The sequence below is a fragment of the Mesorhizobium sp. B2-4-14 genome, from assembly GCF_006442155.1.
In the GTDB taxonomy this organism is placed as follows: domain Bacteria; phylum Pseudomonadota; class Alphaproteobacteria; order Rhizobiales; family Rhizobiaceae; genus Mesorhizobium.
Genome location: NZ_VFVA01000004.1, coordinates 166,841 through 184,091 on the forward strand (window position 1 = coordinate 166,841; position 17,251 = coordinate 184,091).

Sequence of the window (17,251 nt, forward strand, 5' to 3'; positions counted from 1 at the left end):
TTGGACGGCCGATTCCGACGGGCGGGTCCTTCCGCCTTCTGGCGGTGCTTAAGATCGTCGCCCTTGGCTTGAACACAACTAGATAGGTTTGTTTTCGTTAAAAATTGAAAGAGCAAATCCTGTCCGGCTCCTCCTGGGAATCGAATTGACGAACGCACATTCAGCGAGCCAATTCACCTATTCAGTGAAGCACCTATCGCTTGCTGCCATTTCAGGGAATCTCCTGCAACTCCAGAGGGAACGGCCTAGTGACCAGGAGTAAATCTGCGACCTTGCTTGCTCCGGGGTCATAGGAAGGTCTTTCCCCATGTTTCTATCGTCGTCCCAAATCCCCACGATGCAACCGTTCACCCCGTACGGACTACGTACTTTGCAAATCCGTTTAGCAATGAGTTCATACCTCATCGGATCAGCGACTTCTTTCGTTACTGTGAGAAAGAAAGTGGCCCCTCCAACCTTAAGCACGGTTTGCACGTCATCAGTCGCGTCCTCAGACTGGTGGCCCTTGTTCCTGTCTCCACCCGACAGAGTGTAAAGACCGAAAGCTATAGTGAGGCAGATAATAGCGGCAAGCGTGATCACCCCACTTAGCATACTGCCTTTGGAACAAGCCGTGTTCCTGTAAGTGACCGGTCGCGTTCTTCCTGGACCGGCGCCCTGCCGCTGATCGATCGCGTGCTTTTCAGCAACGATGCGGCGCGCCATGTCGAATTCGGTCTGATTTATCTCACCCCGAGCCTTCATAGCGGCCAGCTCCGCCATCGCTTCTTTCGGCGTGTTCGGCATTGCATGGTCCCCCCACTGACGCGCTTCCGGTCTTACATACTATAGTTGATAACCTTGGAGGATGCGAATTGCGAACTGGTTGCGCATGGATATGCGTCGGCTGGTTGGCAGGAACTTCGCCCGCTTGCGTCGGGAGAAGAACCTGACCCAAGAGGAGGTCCAGGCGCGTTCTGGCTTCAGTCAGCAGTATCTCAGTGGCCTGGAGCGCGGCCAGCGCAATCCGACTGTCATTACGCTATACGAATTGGCTCGGGCGCTTGGTGTCAGCCATGTGGAACTTGTAAAGCCGGACGACCAAACGCTCCCAAAGTAGCAATGCGGCCTTAGACGACCCTGTCGTTGCGGAGAAAGCCCGACAATGGCCAATGAGCGATCTGCCGTTGGGGGAATGCCTACAATCGGTCATGCCGCTCAGCGGTCAAATCTCCTGCGATTAGCCGGTGTGAGAAGTCAGAAAAATTCTGGCGCGATTTCGAAGCAAGGTCACTCCAGAAGGGTACCCCTCCCCAGCCGCAGATCGGGATCTGCCCCTCCCGAGTTGGCGGCTCGGCACGCGCGTGTGCCGCACCAAAGTTGTCCATGTAACCACCGCAAGCATGATCTACGGCTGTGCCGATGTCGACGCGCTTCGGGCTGCTTAGGTTCTCCGCCATAGTCTTCACGGTACAACTGCGGTAGTCCTTGATTGCGCCGGTGATGATGGCGCCGGTACCTTTGTCACCGCTGGCAGTTGAACAACCAGCAAGCGCACCTAGGCCGAAAAGTGCGGAGAGCAATCCCGTATCCAGGACGAGAGAACGAAGGCGGCGCTTAAGGACGTACTGGGCAGCAATTAACCGCTTCCCACCGGCACACTTGCCTATACCAGCAACTCATATTATCGTTCGAAGACGAGGAAATATCTGCGGCATTGGCAAGGGGGGCGCTGCGATGTTTCGTATTCTTCGGAATTTCTGGAATGATCAGCGCGGGATGGCGCTGATCCTAGTGAGCATAATGCTGCCGGTCATCATCGGCTTTTCGGTTCTGGCGATCGACATGAGTCGAGCCAACAATCTTCACAATGATTTGCAAAAGGGCGGCGATGCAATGGCGCTCGCCTCGGCCGCCGAACTCGATGGCAGACCAGACTCCATAACCAGAGCCGATAGGGCGTTGGCGAATCTGGTGGCTAATCACTATCGCTTCTCGGGGCCTACTGGAGAGGATCAGGTTCTCCAAGCCTCCGGCGTGACAAGGCGATATCTTCGCTCGCTTCCCGCCTCCGACGATATGCCAATCACCAGCGCCAATGTCATCACCGATGAAGTAGCCGGCGCTGTAGAGGCGCAGTATATCGAGGTTACAGTGATACCAGTCGGCTTTTCGTCGATGTTCCCGATCTCCTTCATAAGTGGCAACTCAGGCGATAACTCGTTCAACGTTGGAACGGTGTCTGTTGCTGGCTTATCGCGCAGCGTCTGCGATTTCACGCCTGTCTATATCTGCAACCCATACGAGGGTTCGGCGGACAGTCTCTATGACGTCGCCGCCGATCCGGCGAAGCGCCGTCGGCTGATCGAATTGCGCCAGCAAGGCGGCAACTCGGCTCAAAACTCTCCAGGTAACTACGGATTCCTGCAACCGCCAGATGGTTCCGGTGGCGCAAATGGGATCAGAGACATGATCGCCAAGACGAAATCGCAAGCCTGCTACAACTCACGCGGCGTGTCCCTGCGACCGGGTTTCATCGCGACGGTTCGCGACGCGCTCAATGTTCGGTTCGATGTCTATAACGGATCGATGAACGGCAACAAGAGCGACCCAAACTATGCTCCCGGCGAAAACGTTCGCAAGGGCTACAAGAGCCAGGGCAACGCCTGCAACGCCGACGTCGTCAGCCCGGCGGACCCCAACAATTTCGAGGCCTTCCCGCGCGACGACTGCTCTGCTGGATGTCCCATAGCCAATGGTCGCGTCGGCAACGGCAATTGGGATTTCAATCAATATTGGAGCACCAACTTCGCGACCGCGACCAACCCCGTGTCAGTGCCGAAGCCGCTTGGAGCGGACGGCGCGGGTCCAGCCAGCAATACCAACCAGCCGACCCGTTACAGCGTCTATCGCTATGAGATCGCACAGGGGATCGTCGGTCACCCATCAAACGGAGGGGAAAGCGGCACGCCAGCCTGCTCGCCAAATAGAGTCTCCAATCCAGATCGCCGGCTCATCTATGGTGCCATCCTGAACTGTCAGGCCCTGGCGGCGGCAGGCTTGATGGGCGGCGGTAATTCATCGCCGCCCCTTCCGGTCGAGGCCTTCGGCAGTTTCTTCATTACTGAAACGGTGGAAAGCGGATCCGATCAGACCATCAGGGTAGAACTTGTCGATGTTACCGGCGGCGGACAGGGCACGCTTGACAATTTTATCCGTGATGAGGTCCAGCTTTACCGATGAGAACTCTGCTTTCCGCCCTGCTTATTGTCACAAGCCAGGCAGCGGCTCAGACCGTGAGCCCTGTGGGCTGCGACGCGCTCAGCGCTTCATCTCAGAATGCCGCCGCAGCGATAGACAAAGCACTTGATCAAATGCAGGGCGAGGCCTTCCGACAGGCAATGCCAGTCATGCCAGCGAAGGTGAAGCCGGCGGCGGACGACGTCGAGGAGGCTAGGATTTCTGCCGTGGCGGCGATGCGCGAGTATACTCATTCCCTGCGGGACTTTGCAGCCTTGATCAAGAACTGTGGCCAGTAGTGTCGGAATAGGAGACTTGGTCGCAATCATCGCCACGGTGATCAAGCGCATCGATGACCGGGTGACGCTGCACATCCCCGGCTACAAATTCCCCATCTCCATCATCGACCCCGCAGCAAAGCCGAAGACAAGATTCGCCTCAAGTGCGAGGTGGTGAGGGTTGACGATGAGGATGACATCGTCACCGTCAAAGGAGACTGAAAGGAGTACCCCCCTCCCTCCGCAAATCGGTACCTCCCCTCCTCGCCCAGACACGGCCGCCACCAAGAGCAACGGTGCTGCCGGCTATTGCCACTGGTTAAGTGCCGCACTAAGATCCGCTGTCCAGGGGCCAAGCGGGTAGTTCTCGCGCGCTCCAGCCCCGCCCCCCATCCTTAAGCGCGATCGACGCAGAACCGATCGCGACCGCCAATAGGGTATATGCCAAGAACTCTATCACCCTATGCGGCCAAGGTGATGGTTGTGGTTGCGGTTTCTGAACCCACTCGCCGTATGGGAACTGGCTATTTGGCGCTCGTGCCGCAGCACGTCTTTCCGCCCTCCGGGCTCGTTTCATGTCCAGGCGTTGCTGCGCGTACTGCTGCCGGGTCTGTTCTGACGAGGTAAGTGAATTCGCCTGCAACCAAGCCTTGAATTTACCTGCGTGGACCCGGACTCTAGTGGCGAACAAGCCCTGGAGTCGCCAATGAGTTTCAGATTCTTTGAAATTGGCCCACCATTCCTCCCAGGTTGGCGGCAGATCGGCCACTTCTGAAAGCTTGAGCAGGAGGGGATAGTCATGGTGAGCGTAAATAGGGTTGGCCGGCCATTTGTCGGCAACCGCTGTGTTACCAGAGCGCTCGACGTAAGCTGCTCGTGCGGCAACGCGCGCATCCAGGATCTCTTGGGCATAGATCTGTCTGGATCGCTCTGAAGCCACCTGTGATTTGGCGTCGAGCCAAGCTTGGAACAGGTCGGGTCGAATGCGCACCCGCTGGTACCTACCCCTTCGGGCCCTGGCGCGCTCGATCATTGTTGCATCAAAGAGCCTGGCCCATTCATCCCAGGTCTCGGGCAAATCGTCGGCGCCAGCAAACCTCCTGATGAGGGAATAATCTTTCTGGGTATAAACTGGAATTGCCTCACGGGGGGCGGTCAAAGCCTCCTGTTGTCTCTGCCAGCGCTCAGCTTGGCTGGTACCTTCGCTGTCTTCCTCCACGACGGGTTCCCTCCCCGACAGGGAAAATGCGTCTGCAGGATCAAAGAGTCCAGATGCGTGAAAAGCAACGTGGTTTCTACCACCAACCCCTTTATTGGAGTCCACCCGGCAATGCGCTTGTGGGTTCGGTTGCTGATGAGCTCGATTTCAGCCAGGTAATTTCCGGGGCCAACGGTGGCGCGATTCAACGTCACGGCAAAGCCAGTCTTGGTCGCGAAATCAGCGTTGACGAACGTTTCTTCATCTACAGTGGCGGTGGGAGTTCCATCAACCGTTCCAACACCAAAGACGATCCCCCGCCTTTTCTGCCTCTAACCATTTGGCCATGCATTCGTCTTGCGTCTCCGCACATGCAGCGGTCGACGCAAGAACCATAGTTGGCAAGCGTTACCGGTGTAGGCGCACCCGTCAAGCGCGCAGCGGCATTGTCCGGTCATTTTTGTCGGCCCATGACACCGCCAACAGTCAGCAAAGCCACCAGTGCTATACCGGTCCTTTCTGAAGCGCGGCGCAGCAGAGCAGGGCCTAGAAGCCCGAAGCGGTTGGCTAGGGCATTGCCGGCTGGCATGCCCCGTTTGCAGCTGTATGGCCGTTTCTCGGCTTTGTTAACACTGATCCGTCGGCAAACTAAGGACACCGGCGAAAAGAGCACTGTTCCACAAAGGACTGAGCGTCAGGCTGACAACGGTGGTTTGCAAGCCAGACCTCTTTCGTTGCCGGCATCATCATTTTCACAGGATGATTCTTTTCTTTCTTGGAAGGGGAAATTCCATGCGCCACGGTGGTCGTGGTGACGTTTAGCAGGTTTTGGTCGGTGTCCTAGTGGTGGTCGTTTCTATGGGTGTCGTAGTTGTTTTATCTTACTGACAACTCGTACGAATTTGGTTGTAGCGGTGTCTATGCCATACATTAGGGTACGTTTTGCCGCCATTTTCACAGCCCTATGCGGTTCTTTCCCACCAGACGCACGCGGTTCTTTCTCAAAGGAATCGTCGTGAAGCATTCTGCCAGCTTCTTCGTGGTGAGCGCGTGTCGCCTGCGGCGTCGCTTCGTGGTGTTTTTTGAGGGGCGCTTTGCCTTCATCGTCCGAATGGCATCACGAAGCCTGCCTTTTATCTGAGCCGGCGATGATTGCCAAATTTCTTCAGGTACATCACGACGTGCTTTTATCTGTCGCCCTCCACGCTGTTCCAGCACCTTGAGCGCAAGGTGGGCCACTCGGCCTGCTCGGAAGTCCACTTCGCGGAAAAGCGCGGCTACAGGAGGGGTGTTCGCCCGGGTGGTGATCGAAGTACGCTTTGATGGCCGCATGACGGTCTTCGGTGCAAGCAGCTTACCGAGTTTGACGTAGTCGATCTGCTCCAGAACCAGGAACCGGTGAAGGTAGCTTTCCAAGTTGGCGTTGATCAGATCGGAAATTTGGTCGCCGCCAAAATGAGCCCTGACAGCACGGCTGCGCTTCGATGTCCATTCTAGGCGAACAACGGGCGATCCAAACTGTCCCTGTGCCAGCTTCCTTCGACGAATGTAGATTTTCAGGTTGTGGGCCGATTTATCGTGCTCAAAGTAGATCGTGGGGTGCCTGAAAAGCCCCCGGTTCTCTAATTCTTTGTCCGTTAGCGGCCGCCCCTTTTTGCTCTCGCTGACGAAGGTGATGTACCCGCGCTCATGATTTACCTTGCCAAGCTGACGGAGTAGGGAGTCTCGTCCGACAAGGGCGGATTTCTCCGAACTAGCGTCTATGTCAAAGGCCGCTTCGACCTTGGTCGCCCGATAGGGCCCAAGGGCATGTTCGTGTTGTTGCAGGAGTTTCAGCGCCTCTTTGTCGGGCAGGCAAACGATCTTAAGCCGGCTGCCTCGTTTCCCGCGCCGCTTCTCAAGTTTGAACGCGTGACTACATCGCTCCAGTTCCTCAATCGGTAAGAGTTGCCGTAGCTGAGCCTTGGGTACGTCGGTGCAAATGCTGATTGCGTCGAAGGTCGGCTGAAATGTCCCAGTTTCAGGTATGGTCAAGACCGCTGCCATAGCCCTTACCTCCCACCGCTTCTTTCAAGCTGCACACGGGTACGCTTGCTTTCGGTCGTCGATGCCGATGCCGGCGGCTCTGACACATTTACGCGCGTCAGGCGGGTCGCCATTTTCTTCTCAATCACGGCAAGCACTTCCGCCTCGATCCACCAAGTGTGGCCATCGATCCTTATCGGTTCCGGCAGCGTGCCGCGCTGCGCATAGCGCCAGACGGTCGCGACTGACACGTGCATCATCACCGCTACTTCCCTGACGCTCAGAAATTTCACGGGCTGAGCCATCACCTAACTCCTGTGCCACGGCCACGGGGCAGGTCCGCTTTCATGAGTAGCACGTCGCGGGTCAGAAATAGGCGTCGCCCCTTTATCTCCAGTAGGTCTATTTCTGGCGCGTGTTTTCGGATGAGCTTGCGGAATTGGGCGGTGCTGACGCCCAGCATGTTGGATGCCACGCTTGCCGGAACATACCGGTGCTCCCAGCCGAAGCTCGGGAAGCCTAACGCGCCGCGCTGGCTCGGGGACAGGTGTTCGTCCCGCTCGCGGTCTGTCAGTTCTTGCCAAGTTCCTGCCCGGTCAGAAGCCGAGTAATGCAACCTTACCCGTGGTGCCTTCGCAATCTTTTTGTCCATCGGCGCAACCTTTCAATTTGAAAGATGCCGGGCACTATCACCTCATGGGCAGATCGACCAGAAATGCGAATCCTGCACGTTGGCACTCAGCTCTGTCGCGCGCACGCCCACACGCGCGCGCAAACAGCCAGAGGAAAAATTTTCTACGTTTTTCTTCAAATAAACCTTACGGCGCTTATCCGGCCTGCTTCTCGTGTACTCAGAGCCTCACCCGCCTGCGGTAGTTTTTCCCAACGTGGCTTGTGAGATGGGTAGCCCAACGATCCATCAACTCACGCCTTTGGTCCAAAAAGTCGGTTCGGCGATAGGCCCTCTCAACGCTTGAGCCTATCGTGTGGCCAAGTATAGTTTCCGCAACTTCGTGCCGTGCGTCGGTCGCTTCCGCGAGCCAGTCCCGCAAAGACGACCTGAACCCGTGCGGTCTGTACTCGAACTTGGCGCGTTTCATATGTTGGCTCATGGACATGTCGCTGATGACGCCTTTCTTCGGATTGGCGAAGAGGTAGCCGTCACGTGCAAACTCCTGGGCCTTCTCAATCACACTGAGCGCTTCCGCTGACAACGGCACTCTGAAGTCCGTCGTGGCGTCTCGCCGCCCCTTCATCGCCTCAGCCGGCACCGTCCATACATCACCTTCAATCTGGTCCTCGTGAATGAATCTGATAGGTGCCGACCTCACTCCCGTGAGAATGAGCAAGCGCAAGGCCAAATGCGTGGGGCTGTCATCCTTAAGCGTAGCGTAGAATGCCGGGATATGAGACCAAGGCATGGCTGGAATGTTTTCGGCTTTGTGCCGCTGCTTCCCCAGCAAGGCCCTTGCCTTATCGGTAGCCTGTAGGTCCACCTCCAGACCAAGCGCGGCGGCATGTCTCAAGCATATGTTCAGCCGATTCATCGCCTTCCGTGCCGTGTCGGCCTTGGTGTGCCAAATTGGGGCGAGCGTATCGCGAATGTCTCGCTGATCTATCTCCCCGACCGGGACCTTTCCTAGTTTTGGCAGAACATGCAATTCTAACGGCGTGAACCACCGGCCAGCCTTCCCGTCGCCTTTCAGTTCTGCCTTGCGCGACTCAAACGCATCTTTGGCGATGTCCACCAAAAGGTGGAGGTTGCGCGCGGCTTCCCGCTTTTCGTGGTCGCGTACCCGGATGGGGTCTTTTCCGGCCCGCGTCACCGCCCGCCATTTGTCGGCACCTTCGCGCGCCTCTTTGAGACTGACGTCCAAGATAGAGCCAAGGCCCATTTCCCGCCGCTTGCCATACGTCGTGTAGCGGAAGAACCATTGGCCTCCTCCATCGTCGCGCCTGAGCAACCAAAGCCCACCTCCATCGGCGTATTTCCCTGGCGTCAGCTTCCTAACTGCAACTGCACTTAGACGGTTCAGGGCGCGCATCGGATCACCTTTTCCAACTGTCAAAACCGATTATCACAATCCACCATAGAATCCACCTATTTATCTATGATAGGTTGCAACAGATTGCGACAGCGTGAGGCACGAGGACCTATTAAGTGTCTGCAAATGATGCGATTCTGATATGACGTGATACACGCTGAGGTCGTACGAAAATGCCTCTTCTGGGCACCAAATTCCCGTTTCGAATCGTTCGACGGTTCAGAGACCCAAAGAGAAAACGCCCGGTTCGCCGGGCTTTTTCTTTGTCTGAAGCGTCGTTGCCGGACCGCCACCGACTGTCAGCGAACTGACAGGTCCCCTGTTCCAATGTTCGTCCGACCGCGATCACGGTTTCCGATCCTGCAACACTCGCAGGCAGGATCGCCGCTCGTCGTTCAAGTACGGCCAAAGGGCTCGGCACGACAAAGCTTTGACATGATCGCGGCTAGTTTGGAAACGATGCAGAAATCGGAAGGCTCGAATGAACCCTACCTACACAAGCGCGCAGAAGGCCATGCATTGGGCGGTGTTTCTGCTGGTCATCGGCCTTTATGGCCTGACCTATGTGGCGGACGTCTTTCCACGCGGCGATCCCGGCCGTGCGCTCGTCTGGTGGCTCCATATCTCGTTCGGAATGTTGCTGTTCGCGCTGGTGGTGATCCGCCTCGGCCTGCGCCTGGCACTGGGAACGCCCGGGTTGCCGGGGGAAATGTCAGAGCTGGAACGATGGGCGGCCAAGGTCGCGCACCTGCTGCTTTACGCGCTGCTGGTGGCCATTCCGGTCCTCGGCATCCTGCTCACCTGGTACAGGGGTGACGCGCTGAGCTTTTTCGGCCTTTTCACCGTTCCGGCTCCGGTTGCGCCCGATCGCGACACGGGCCGGTTCATAAGAGAGTTGCACAGCCTGTGCGCCAATCTCATCCTCATTCTTGCCGGACTGCATGCGGCGGCGGCGCTATGGCATCATTTCATCCGCAGGGACGATGTGCTCAAGCGCATGCTGCCGGAGACGGCGGGCTCCTGAATGCGGCGTCAAATCCCGGGCGATTGTTCTTCGGCTGCGAATCGCGACGTTGGTTTCAAGTCTCCCCGATCTCGTCATCGCGGCGCGACGGCTTGGCGGCCAGCAACCAACCTCCCCTCCCGGCTAGGCGCTGAACAAACCGCTTCAAACCGTCCTGGCGAGGCGCTACGCTCGCGGCCATGTCGCAAGCCACCAACCCGATCTTCTCGACCCGTCGCGATCAGGCGTTTCCGACGCTGGCCGAGGCCGACATCGAACGCATGCGCCGGTTCGGCGAGGCCAGCGCCTATGCCGCCGGCGAGCACATCGTCAAGGCCGGCGACGTGGCGCCCGGCCTGATCGTCGTCCTGTCGGGCAGTGTTGACATCACCCAGGATGGCGGGCTCGGCCGGCGTGAAACGCTCATCACCCACGGTCCAGGCAGCTTCGTCGGCGAGTTGGCGCAGCTTTCGGCCCGCCCCTCGCTGGTCAATGCCGAGGCCGCCGAGCCGGTCGAGGCGTTCGTCATCCCCTCGCGGAGGCTGCGCGACCTGATGGTACAGGAGGCCAATCTTGGCGAGCGCATCATGCGGGCGCTGATCCTGCGCCGTGTCGGACTGCTCGAAAGCGCCACCAGCGGGCCTATCATCATCGGACCGCTCGACAATGCCGACGTGTTGCGGCTGCAAGGTTTTCTGCGCCGCAGCGGCCTGCCACACCGGGTGCTCGATTCCGGCAGCGACCCCTGCGCGAAAACCCTGGTCGAGCGCTTCAACGTCGATCCGCATCATCTGCCGGTCATACTGTGTCCGAACGGCAGGCTGCTGCTCAACCCCGGCGAGAAGGACCTCGCCCGCTGCATCGGCCTGGTCAGGCCGATCGATGCCGACACGGTGTATGACGTGGCCATTGTCGGCGCCGGGCCGGCCGGGCTCGCTGCCGCGGTCTACGCGGCGTCCGAAGGGCTGTCGACAATCGTGCTCGATTGCCGTGCCTTCGGCGGACAGGCCGGCGCGTCCTCGCGCATCGAGAACTATCTCGGCTTCCCGACCGGCATTACGGGCATGGCGCTGATGGCGCGTGCCTACAATCAGGCGCAGAAGTTCGGCGTCGAAATGGTGATCCCCGACGAGGCCAAGCTGCTGAGCGCCGCGCCCGACATGTCGGGCGCCCGCTACCTGCTCGATGTCGGCGACGGCGAGACCGTGCGGACGCGCAGCGTGGTGATCGCCAGCGGCGCGCGCTACCGCCGCCTCGATGTCGCCAACCTGTCGCGGTTCGAGGGAACGTCGGTGCATTATTGGGCCTCGCCGATCGAGGCGCGGCTTTGCGCCGGCCAGGAGGTGGCGCTGGTTGGCGCCGGCAATTCGGCCGGACAAGCGGCCGTCTACCTAGCCAGCCATGCGCGCAAGGTGGCGCTGCTGGCGCGCGGCGGCAGCCTCGATGCCAGCATGTCGCGCTACCTGGTCGAGCGCATCAAGGCGCAGCCGAACATCGAGGTGCTGACCGAGACCGAAATCGAGGCGCTGGAGGGCGAGGAGGGCAACCTTGCCAGCGTGCGTTGGCGCAACCGCGTCAGCGGCGAGGGAACGACGCGCCCAATCCGCCATCTCTTCCTGTTCATCGGCGCCGACCCGAACACCGACTGGCTCGCGCAATGCAACGTGGCGCTGGATGCCAAGGGTTTCATCCGCACCGGGTCGGAGTTGGGAGATGGGCACGGCCTGATGGAGACCAGCCGCAGCGGGGTGTTTGCCATCGGTGACGTCCGGTGCGGCTCGGTCAAGCGCGTCGCGGCGGCTGTCGGCGAGGGTGCCCAGGTGGTCGCGGCCTTGCATGCTTATCTGGCGCGAGACGGCAGTCATGCCACTGAGAGCAATTCCAGGGAAAGCGCGTAGCGCCGCTTTCCCTGGGGATTTGCGCAAAAGAAATGATTGAGCCTCAACTGGCCAGGAGAGTGTGATGGCGGACGAATGCAAACATGCGGCTGGGATCAAGGACGTGACGCCGAGCGCACTCGGTTGCGAGGAGTGCCTGAAGAGCGGATCGTGGTGGGTGCATCTGCGGCTCTGCCGAACCTGCGGCCATGTCGGCTGCTGCGACGATTCGCCCAACCGCCACGCCACCAAGCATTTTCATGCCACCAGTCACCCCGTCATCGAGGGCTATGATCCGCCGGAAGGCTGGGGATGGTGCTATGTCGACGAGATCTTTCTTGACCTGGGCGACCGCACCACGCCGCAGAACGGACCGATCCCGCGGTTTTACTGAGGTTTCGAAGAGCCAGGAAAAACGGTTCGGCCTGATTTATCGCACCGAGCCGGTGACCGTGCGGTCGACGTCGGGAACGGATTTGCGGTCGTTGCCGGCAAGGGCCGCGATGAGCAGCAGGCTGGCCACGACCGGGACGAACAGGACGGCGATTCGGGCCTGGACATGAAGAATGGCACGCCATTCGTTGCGCTTTTCGGGGCTGTTGCTCATCATACTCACTTTGTCATGCCCCCAAGGCGTCACATAACCGTGAACGGTTAAGCAACTCCTTCCGGCTTTGTTAACTGGTTGGGACTCAAGCCCGGTCTCAGCCCAGCCCGATCCGCCTCGCGCCCTGCCGGAACAGCGCTTCCGCGTCGGACTCGAAACGGAACGTCCCGATAAAATCCTCGCTCGAATAGTGCGGCAATGCCTTGCGGATTGCGGCGGCAAAGCCGCGCGCCTCGTCGAGCCGGCCGGCCAGCGCCAGGCAGTGCGCGGCGATCGCCAGGATGATGGTGTGCGCATTGGGCCGCGCCGCTGCCTTTAGCGCCCATTCGGCCGCTTCCCCGAACTGGCCGAGCCGGACATGCGCCATGGCTCTTGCCCCCAGCATGCCGAACAGAAGCGGGTCGAAGGGGCTCAGATGGCGCGAATGGTCGGAGGAGCCGATCGCCGCCCGCGGATCGCCCGACTGCGAGTGGACGAAGGACAGCGCATAATGGCCAAGCGCGAAATTGGGGCTGAGATCCACCGCCCGTTGCAGTTCGACGAGCGAGCCGTCCTGCGCACCGCGCAGCCATAGCGCTCGCCCCATGGCCCAGTGCGCGGCCGGATTGTGGTCGTCGACCAGCAGGCTGTGGCCGGCGCTCTCGAAGGCCAGCGCGCTCTCCCGGTCGCGGTCGCCCCAGTGCTGGAACGCGTTCTGCCAGTGGGTGAAGGACAGGCCGGCATAGGCGCGGGCAAAGGTCGGGTCCAGTTGCAGCGCCCGGGCGAAGAAATGCCGCGCCTGCTCGTTTTCCGCCTGGGTGAAGCGGTACATGTGCCAGAGGCCGCGATGATAGGCTTCCCACGCGTTGAGCGAATTGGGCGCCTTCAGCATGGCGCGGTTGCGCTCGACCGTTTCGATCTCGGCCGATATCGACGAGACGATGCTGTCGCCGATGTCGTCCAGCACCGCGAAGATGTCGTCGAGCCGGTGCTCGAATGTCTCGGCCCAGACGATCCTGGCCGTGCGCACCTCGACGAGCTCGACGCCGACGATCACCCGGCCGGCCAGGCTGCGCACCGTGCCGGTGGCGACATAGTCGACGTTCAGTTTTCTGCCAGCCTCCTCGGGCGCGATGGCCTTCTCGGCCAGTGCGAACACCGATCCGCGCGCGATGACGAAGAAATCCCTGAGCTTGGCGAGACGGGTGATGATGTCGTGTGTGAGGCCATCGGCCAGTCCGCCGCGCGCGCCGCTTTCCTCGGCAAACGGCATGACCGCCAACGACGCATGGCTTGGTTGGACAGGGCCATCATCACCTGGAGTGGCGACAAGCTGCGATGCCGAGGACAGGCAGGCCGGCTGCGCTTGCTGCGCGGCGCTTGCCCGTTGGTCACGGATCGCCCGCCAGGCCGCGCGAAGCGGTGCGAAATCCAGTTGCTCGGACCGGAACAGCTGTTCTGTTGCCGCCAGATGCTGCTCGGCCGCGCCGATCTCGCCACGTCGATGCAGGCTGGCCAGCAGAGCCAAATGCGCGCGCCCGTCGAACGGCGCCAGTTCCACCCACCGGTCGAGATGGCCGATCGTCTCGTCGCAATCCGGCGGCAGGGTTTCGACGAGCTGTTCCAGCACCGCCGCGTGGCACGAGTTGAAGCGGCGGCGCTGGGCGATCAGCCAGCTGTTGAAAAGCGGGCTGCGCTCCAGCTCCAGGCCGTCGAGCAAATCGCCGGCGAAGAGCCCGGCCAGCGCCCGCAGCCGCTCCCGACCAAGCGTGCCGATTCCTTGCGCCGTGGCCCGGCTGATCTCCAGCGCGTCGACGAGGCAACCGTCCAGATCGAGCGCGACCATGTCGCCCTGCGTAGACACCCGGCGCCGCTCCGGCGCGTCGAGCACACCGCGCAGCTTGCTCAGGCACCAGCGCAGCTCGCCGCGAGGATCGTTGGGCACATCCCAGAACAGCTCGCACAGGCGGCTGCGCCCGACCGGATGCGGCGCCAGCGCCAGATAGGCCAGCAGCGCCCGTAGTTTGCGCGATGCCGGCAGTGCCACCGGCACGCCGTTGCGGGAGATCGTCAGCGATCCGAGCAGGCGCACGGACAGGTCCGGCATCTCGCCGTCCTGCCTCGACCGGGCGGATTCCACGTGCGTTTCCACGCCTGCTCCCACGCTGGCCTGTCGGCCTCTTGTGTATCACTGAAACCGACAACGCGCATCCGAAGGCGGGTTTCCCCGCTGGCTGCGGCCATTGCCGCATCGCCGGCACGTCAGTCCTAGCGTGGCAAGGTCTCGAAAACTCGCCGCCCAAACCGCCGGTCTGTAACCGGCCCGTGAAATTGAAGACGATCAGGATCGAGGAGATCAAAGATGTTGAATAAACAAAAGATCAGGACCACCGCTGGGCGCGGCAGGCTGTTCGACAGCATCCTGGACACGGTCGGCGACACGCCGGTGGTGCGCATCAACAACCTCGCACCGGCGCACGCGACGATCTACGTGAAGGCCGAGTTCTTCAACCCGGGCGCCTCGGTGAAGGACCGGCTGGCGCTCAACATCATCGAGGAGGCCGAACGCAGCGGCGCGCTGAAGTCTGGCCAGACGGTCGTCGAGGCGACCAGCGGCAACACCGGCATCGGGCTTGCCATGGTGTGCGCACAGAAGGGTTATCCGTTGGTCGTCACCATGGCCGACAGCTTTTCGGTCGAACGCCGCAAGCTGATGCGCATGCTGGGTGCCAAGGTGGTGCTGACGCCGCGCGCCGAAAAGGGTTTCGGCATGTACAAGAAGGCGGTCGAGTTGGCCGAGGCCAATGGCTGGTTCCTCGCCCGCCAGTTTGAAACCGCCGCCAATGCCGCCATCCACGAAGCGACGACGGCGCGCGAGATCATCAATGATTTCGCCGGCTCGCGGCTCGACTGCTTCGTCACTGGCTATGGCACCGGCGGCACCGTCGTCGGTGTGGCGCGCGTGCTGCGCCGCGAGCGGCCCGACATCCGCATCGTACTCGCCGAACCGGCCAATGCGCAGCTGATCGGCAGCGGCAAGGCGCAGCAGCGCGGCGCCGATGGCGCCCCCGCCGCCAGTCATCCGGCTTTCGAGCCGCATCCGATCCAGGGCTGGACGCCGGATTTCATCCCCAACGTCCTGCAGGAAGCGATCGACGCCAGCCTCTATGACGAGGTGATGCCGGTTGCCGGACCCGAAGGCATCAAATGGGCCAAGGCATTGGCGCGGAAGGAAGGCATCTTCACTGGCATTTCCGGCGGCGCCACCTTCGCCGTGGCGCGGCAGGTTGCGGAGAAGGCGCCGGCCGGATCGGTGATCCTGTGCATGTTGCCCGATACCGGCGAACGCTACATGTCGACGCCGCTCTTCGACGGCATCGAGGCGGAAATGGACGCCGAGGAGACGGCGCTGTCGCGCTCGACGCCCGGCTGCCAGTTCCCGGCGGCGTGACAGGAGGCCGGTCATGGATGTCGCGCGGCAATCGCTCGAAATACTGGACGAGGAAACGCTCGATCCCTCCGACTGGACCGAGGCGCAGGCTCTGTCTCACCGGATCATCGACGATGCTGTCGATTATCTGCGCGGCGTGCGCGATCGCCCGATCTGGCGGGAGATGCCGGCGGATGTGCGAGAGGTCTTCGCGGCAAGCCTGCCGCGATCGCCGGCGCCGCTGGCCGCTGTCTATGACGAGGTCTCCCGCACCGTGATGTCCTACCCGATGGGCAACATCCACCCGCGCTTCTGGTCCTGGTATATGGGGTCGAGCAACTTCACCGGCGCGCTCGGCGACTTCCTCGCGGCAATCCAGGGCTCCAACCTTGGCGGCGGCAACCATGCCGCCGCGCTGATGGACAGCCAGGTGGTCAACTGGTGCAAGGAAATGCTGGGCTTTCCCGCGTCCGCTTCCGGCACGCTGGTCAGCGGCGGCTCGATGGCCAACATCATTGGGCTGACCGTGGCGCGCAACACTAAGGCCGGCATCGATGTGCGCGAGCAGGGCGTCGCGGCAATCGAGAAGCCCCTGCGCTTCTATGGCTCGGACCAGATCCATTCCTGCCACCGCAAGGCGATGGAAGCACTCGGCCTTGGCAATCGGGCATTGCGCCGAGTTCCGACTGACGCGAGCTTGCGCATCGACATCGATGCCTTGCGCGCGGCGATCGCCGAGGACCGCGCGGCGGGTTTCGAACCGGCCTGCGTCATCGGCAATGCCGGCACGGTGAACACCGGGGCGATCGACGACCTGCGCACGCTTGCCAAGCTGGCGCATGAGGAAGGCCTCTGGTTCCATGTCGACGGCTGCATCGGCGCGCTGATTGCCATTGCTCCGCAAAACGCGCATCTGGTCGCGGGCATCGAATGGGCCGATTCGGTCGCGCTCGATCCGCACAAATGGCTGCACGCCCCGTTCGAGGTCGGCTGCGCGCTGGTCAGGGATGCCGCCGCGCATCGCAAGACATTCGCGGTGACGCCCGAATATCTGGAATCGACGCCGCGCGGCCTAGCCTCCGGCGAATGGCTGCACGATTACGGCCTGCAGACGACGCGCGGCTTTCGTGCGCTGAAAGTGTGGATGGCGTTGAGAGAACATGGGGTCGACAAGTTCGGCCGCCTGATCGACCAGAACATCGCGCAGGCCCTCTATCTCGCCGGGCGGATCGAGGCCGAGCCATTGCTGGAGCTGGCCATGCCGCCAACCATCAACATCGTCTGCTTCCGCTATCAGCCAGGGATTGCCGGCGAGCCGCTGAAAGCGCTCAATACCGAGATCATGCTGCGGCTGCAGGAACAGGGTATTGCAGCACTCTCCGACACCACCGTGCACGGCGAGCACTGGCTGCGCGTCGCCATCGCCAACCACCGCACCCGGCGTGACGATCTCGATCTTCTGGTGCGCGAAACGGTGCGGTTGGGACGCGGGATCGCGGCGGAAGGGTCATCCGGGGATTAGCTCCAAAACGCGAGCGACAGGCATGGGCGGCCATGCGATTCTGTGGCCGTGATTCGGGAGATCCGACC

At 61.0% G+C, this 17,251-nt stretch carries 17 protein-coding genes; 9 read left to right on the forward strand and 8 right to left on the reverse strand.

The window, feature by feature from the left end:
• Positions 1 to 177: 177 nt before the first annotated feature.
• Positions 178 to 786 carry an SHOCT domain-containing protein gene (locus FJ938_RS05605; RefSeq protein WP_140691893.1) on the reverse strand — a complete coding sequence of 203 codons (609 nt, stop codon included), beginning with the start codon at positions 784 to 786 and terminating at the stop codon, positions 178 to 180.
• An 85-nt stretch (positions 787 to 871) separates the two neighbouring features.
• Here FJ938_RS05605 and FJ938_RS05610 point away from each other — a divergent pair, with 85 nt between their 5' ends.
• Positions 872 to 1,099: a helix-turn-helix transcriptional regulator gene (locus FJ938_RS05610; RefSeq protein WP_140692078.1), complete on the forward strand. Its 228-nt coding sequence runs from the start codon at positions 872 to 874 to the stop codon at positions 1,097 to 1,099.
• Between the two features lie 79 nt (positions 1,100 to 1,178).
• Here the strand turns inward: FJ938_RS05610 and FJ938_RS05615 are convergent, their stop codons facing one another.
• Positions 1,179 to 1,562 (reverse strand): hypothetical protein, encoded by a 384-nt coding sequence (locus FJ938_RS05615; RefSeq protein WP_140691895.1) that lies wholly within the window; start codon positions 1,560 to 1,562, stop codon positions 1,179 to 1,181.
• Positions 1,563 to 1,716: 154 nt separating this feature from the next.
• Between FJ938_RS05615 and FJ938_RS05620 the strand changes: the two genes are divergently transcribed.
• Together FJ938_RS05620 and FJ938_RS29325 are read left to right on the forward strand one after the other, a co-directional pair.
• Positions 1,717 to 3,222 (forward strand): TadE/TadG family type IV pilus assembly protein, encoded by a 1,506-nt coding sequence (locus FJ938_RS05620; protein ID WP_140691898.1) that lies wholly within the window; start codon positions 1,717 to 1,719, stop codon positions 3,220 to 3,222.
• A gap of 312 nt (positions 3,223 to 3,534) precedes the next feature.
• Positions 3,535 to 3,675 carry a hypothetical protein gene (locus FJ938_RS29325; protein ID WP_181169010.1) on the forward strand — a complete coding sequence of 47 codons (141 nt, stop codon included), beginning with the start codon at positions 3,535 to 3,537 and terminating at the stop codon, positions 3,673 to 3,675.
• A 153-nt stretch (positions 3,676 to 3,828) separates the two neighbouring features.
• Here FJ938_RS29325 and FJ938_RS05625 read toward each other — a convergent pair whose 3' ends face one another.
• Positions 3,829 to 4,716 carry a hypothetical protein gene (locus FJ938_RS05625; RefSeq protein WP_140691901.1) on the reverse strand — a complete coding sequence of 296 codons (888 nt, stop codon included), beginning with the start codon at positions 4,714 to 4,716 and terminating at the stop codon, positions 3,829 to 3,831.
• A gap of 26 nt (positions 4,717 to 4,742) precedes the next feature.
• On the opposite strand from FJ938_RS05625, the gene FJ938_RS05630 reads away from it, so the two are divergent.
• Entirely contained in the window at positions 4,743 to 5,093 is a 351-nt protein-coding gene (locus FJ938_RS05630; protein WP_140691904.1) for a hypothetical protein, read from the forward strand.
• A 556-nt stretch (positions 5,094 to 5,649) separates the two neighbouring features.
• Here the strand turns inward: FJ938_RS05630 and FJ938_RS05635 are convergent.
• The 3 genes from FJ938_RS05635 to FJ938_RS05645 all read right to left on the reverse strand — a co-directional run bounded on the left by FJ938_RS05635 (position 5,650) and on the right by FJ938_RS05645 (position 8,765).
• Positions 5,650 to 6,741 carry a hypothetical protein gene (locus FJ938_RS05635; RefSeq protein ID WP_140691907.1) on the reverse strand — a complete coding sequence of 364 codons (1,092 nt, stop codon included), beginning with the start codon at positions 6,739 to 6,741 and terminating at the stop codon, positions 5,650 to 5,652.
• Positions 6,742 to 6,746: 5 nt separating this feature from the next.
• The gene (locus tag FJ938_RS05640) at positions 6,747 to 7,025 is read right to left on the reverse strand and encodes a helix-turn-helix domain-containing protein (protein ID WP_140691909.1); all 279 of its coding nucleotides are present in this window, start codon (positions 7,023 to 7,025) and stop codon (positions 6,747 to 6,749) included.
• Positions 7,026 to 7,571: 546 nt separating this feature from the next.
• The gene (locus tag FJ938_RS05645; RefSeq protein WP_140691912.1) at positions 7,572 to 8,765 is read right to left on the reverse strand and encodes a site-specific integrase; all 1,194 of its coding nucleotides are present in this window, start codon (positions 8,763 to 8,765) and stop codon (positions 7,572 to 7,574) included.
• Positions 8,766 to 9,246: 481 nt separating this feature from the next.
• Here FJ938_RS05645 and FJ938_RS05650 point away from each other — a divergent pair, with 481 nt between their 5' ends.
• The 3 genes from FJ938_RS05650 to FJ938_RS05660 all read left to right on the forward strand — a co-directional run bounded on the left by FJ938_RS05650 (position 9,247) and on the right by FJ938_RS05660 (position 12,039).
• Positions 9,247 to 9,789: a cytochrome b gene (locus FJ938_RS05650; protein WP_140691914.1), complete on the forward strand. Its 543-nt coding sequence runs from the start codon at positions 9,247 to 9,249 to the stop codon at positions 9,787 to 9,789.
• 179 nt (positions 9,790 to 9,968) lie between these two features.
• On the forward strand, positions 9,969 to 11,666 hold the full coding sequence (locus FJ938_RS05655) for a cyclic nucleotide-binding domain-containing thioredoxin-disulfide reductase (RefSeq protein ID WP_140610636.1): 1,698 nt from the start codon (positions 9,969 to 9,971) through the stop codon (positions 11,664 to 11,666).
• 64 nt (positions 11,667 to 11,730) lie between these two features.
• Entirely contained in the window at positions 11,731 to 12,039 is a 309-nt protein-coding gene (locus FJ938_RS05660) for a UBP-type zinc finger domain-containing protein (RefSeq protein WP_140691917.1), read from the forward strand.
• 36 nt (positions 12,040 to 12,075) lie between these two features.
• On the opposite strand, the gene FJ938_RS05665 is transcribed toward FJ938_RS05660, so the two are convergent.
• Positions 12,076 to 12,252 (reverse strand): hypothetical protein, encoded by a 177-nt coding sequence (locus FJ938_RS05665; RefSeq protein ID WP_181169011.1) that lies wholly within the window; start codon positions 12,250 to 12,252, stop codon positions 12,076 to 12,078.
• 97 nt (positions 12,253 to 12,349) lie between these two features.
• Positions 12,350 to 14,338, reverse strand: coding sequence for a BTAD domain-containing putative transcriptional regulator (locus tag FJ938_RS05670; RefSeq protein ID WP_140691920.1), 1,989 nt, complete (start codon positions 14,336 to 14,338; stop codon positions 12,350 to 12,352).
• A 255-nt stretch (positions 14,339 to 14,593) separates the two neighbouring features.
• On the opposite strand from FJ938_RS05670, the gene cysK reads away from it, so the two are divergent.
• Together cysK and FJ938_RS05680 are read left to right on the forward strand one after the other, a co-directional pair.
• Entirely contained in the window at positions 14,594 to 15,682 is a 1,089-nt protein-coding gene (cysK, locus tag FJ938_RS05675; RefSeq protein ID WP_140691923.1) for a cysteine synthase A, read from the forward strand.
• 13 nt (positions 15,683 to 15,695) lie between these two features.
• Positions 15,696 to 17,183, forward strand: a complete 1,488-nt coding sequence (locus tag FJ938_RS05680) for an aspartate aminotransferase family protein (RefSeq protein ID WP_140691925.1) — start codon at positions 15,696 to 15,698, stop codon at positions 17,181 to 17,183.
• Positions 17,184 to 17,251 lie beyond the last annotated feature (68 nt).

What these genes read in the sequence shown, in the direction of transcription:
- FJ938_RS05645 (WP_140691912.1), bottom strand. Translation starts at nt 8,765, where the DNA reads ATGCGCGCCCTGAACCGTCTAAGTGCAGTTGCAGTTAGGAAGCTGACG.
- FJ938_RS05640 (WP_140691909.1), bottom strand. Translation starts at nt 7,025, where the DNA reads ATGGCTCAGCCCGTGAAATTTCTGAGCGTCAGGGAAGTAGCGGTGATG.
- FJ938_RS05620 (WP_140691898.1), top strand. Translation starts at nt 1,717, where the DNA reads ATGTTTCGTATTCTTCGGAATTTCTGGAATGATCAGCGCGGGATGGCG.
- FJ938_RS05610 (WP_140692078.1), top strand. Translation starts at nt 872, where the DNA reads ATGGATATGCGTCGGCTGGTTGGCAGGAACTTCGCCCGCTTGCGTCGG.
- FJ938_RS05655 (WP_140610636.1), top strand. Translation starts at nt 9,969, where the DNA reads ATGTCGCAAGCCACCAACCCGATCTTCTCGACCCGTCGCGATCAGGCG.
- FJ938_RS05630 (WP_140691904.1), top strand. Translation starts at nt 4,743, where the DNA reads ATGCGTCTGCAGGATCAAAGAGTCCAGATGCGTGAAAAGCAACGTGGT.
- FJ938_RS05605 (WP_140691893.1), bottom strand. Translation starts at nt 786, where the DNA reads ATGCCGAACACGCCGAAAGAAGCGATGGCGGAGCTGGCCGCTATGAAG.
- FJ938_RS05670 (WP_140691920.1), bottom strand. Translation starts at nt 14,338, where the DNA reads ATGCCGGACCTGTCCGTGCGCCTGCTCGGATCGCTGACGATCTCCCGC.
- FJ938_RS05660 (WP_140691917.1), top strand. Translation starts at nt 11,731, where the DNA reads ATGGCGGACGAATGCAAACATGCGGCTGGGATCAAGGACGTGACGCCG.
- FJ938_RS05680 (WP_140691925.1), top strand. Translation starts at nt 15,696, where the DNA reads ATGGATGTCGCGCGGCAATCGCTCGAAATACTGGACGAGGAAACGCTC.
- FJ938_RS05635 (WP_140691907.1), bottom strand. Translation starts at nt 6,741, where the DNA reads ATGGCAGCGGTCTTGACCATACCTGAAACTGGGACATTTCAGCCGACC.
- FJ938_RS05665 (WP_181169011.1), bottom strand. Translation starts at nt 12,252, where the DNA reads ATGAGCAACAGCCCCGAAAAGCGCAACGAATGGCGTGCCATTCTTCAT.
- cysK (WP_140691923.1), top strand. Translation starts at nt 14,594, where the DNA reads ATGTTGAATAAACAAAAGATCAGGACCACCGCTGGGCGCGGCAGGCTG.
- FJ938_RS05650 (WP_140691914.1), top strand. Translation starts at nt 9,247, where the DNA reads ATGAACCCTACCTACACAAGCGCGCAGAAGGCCATGCATTGGGCGGTG.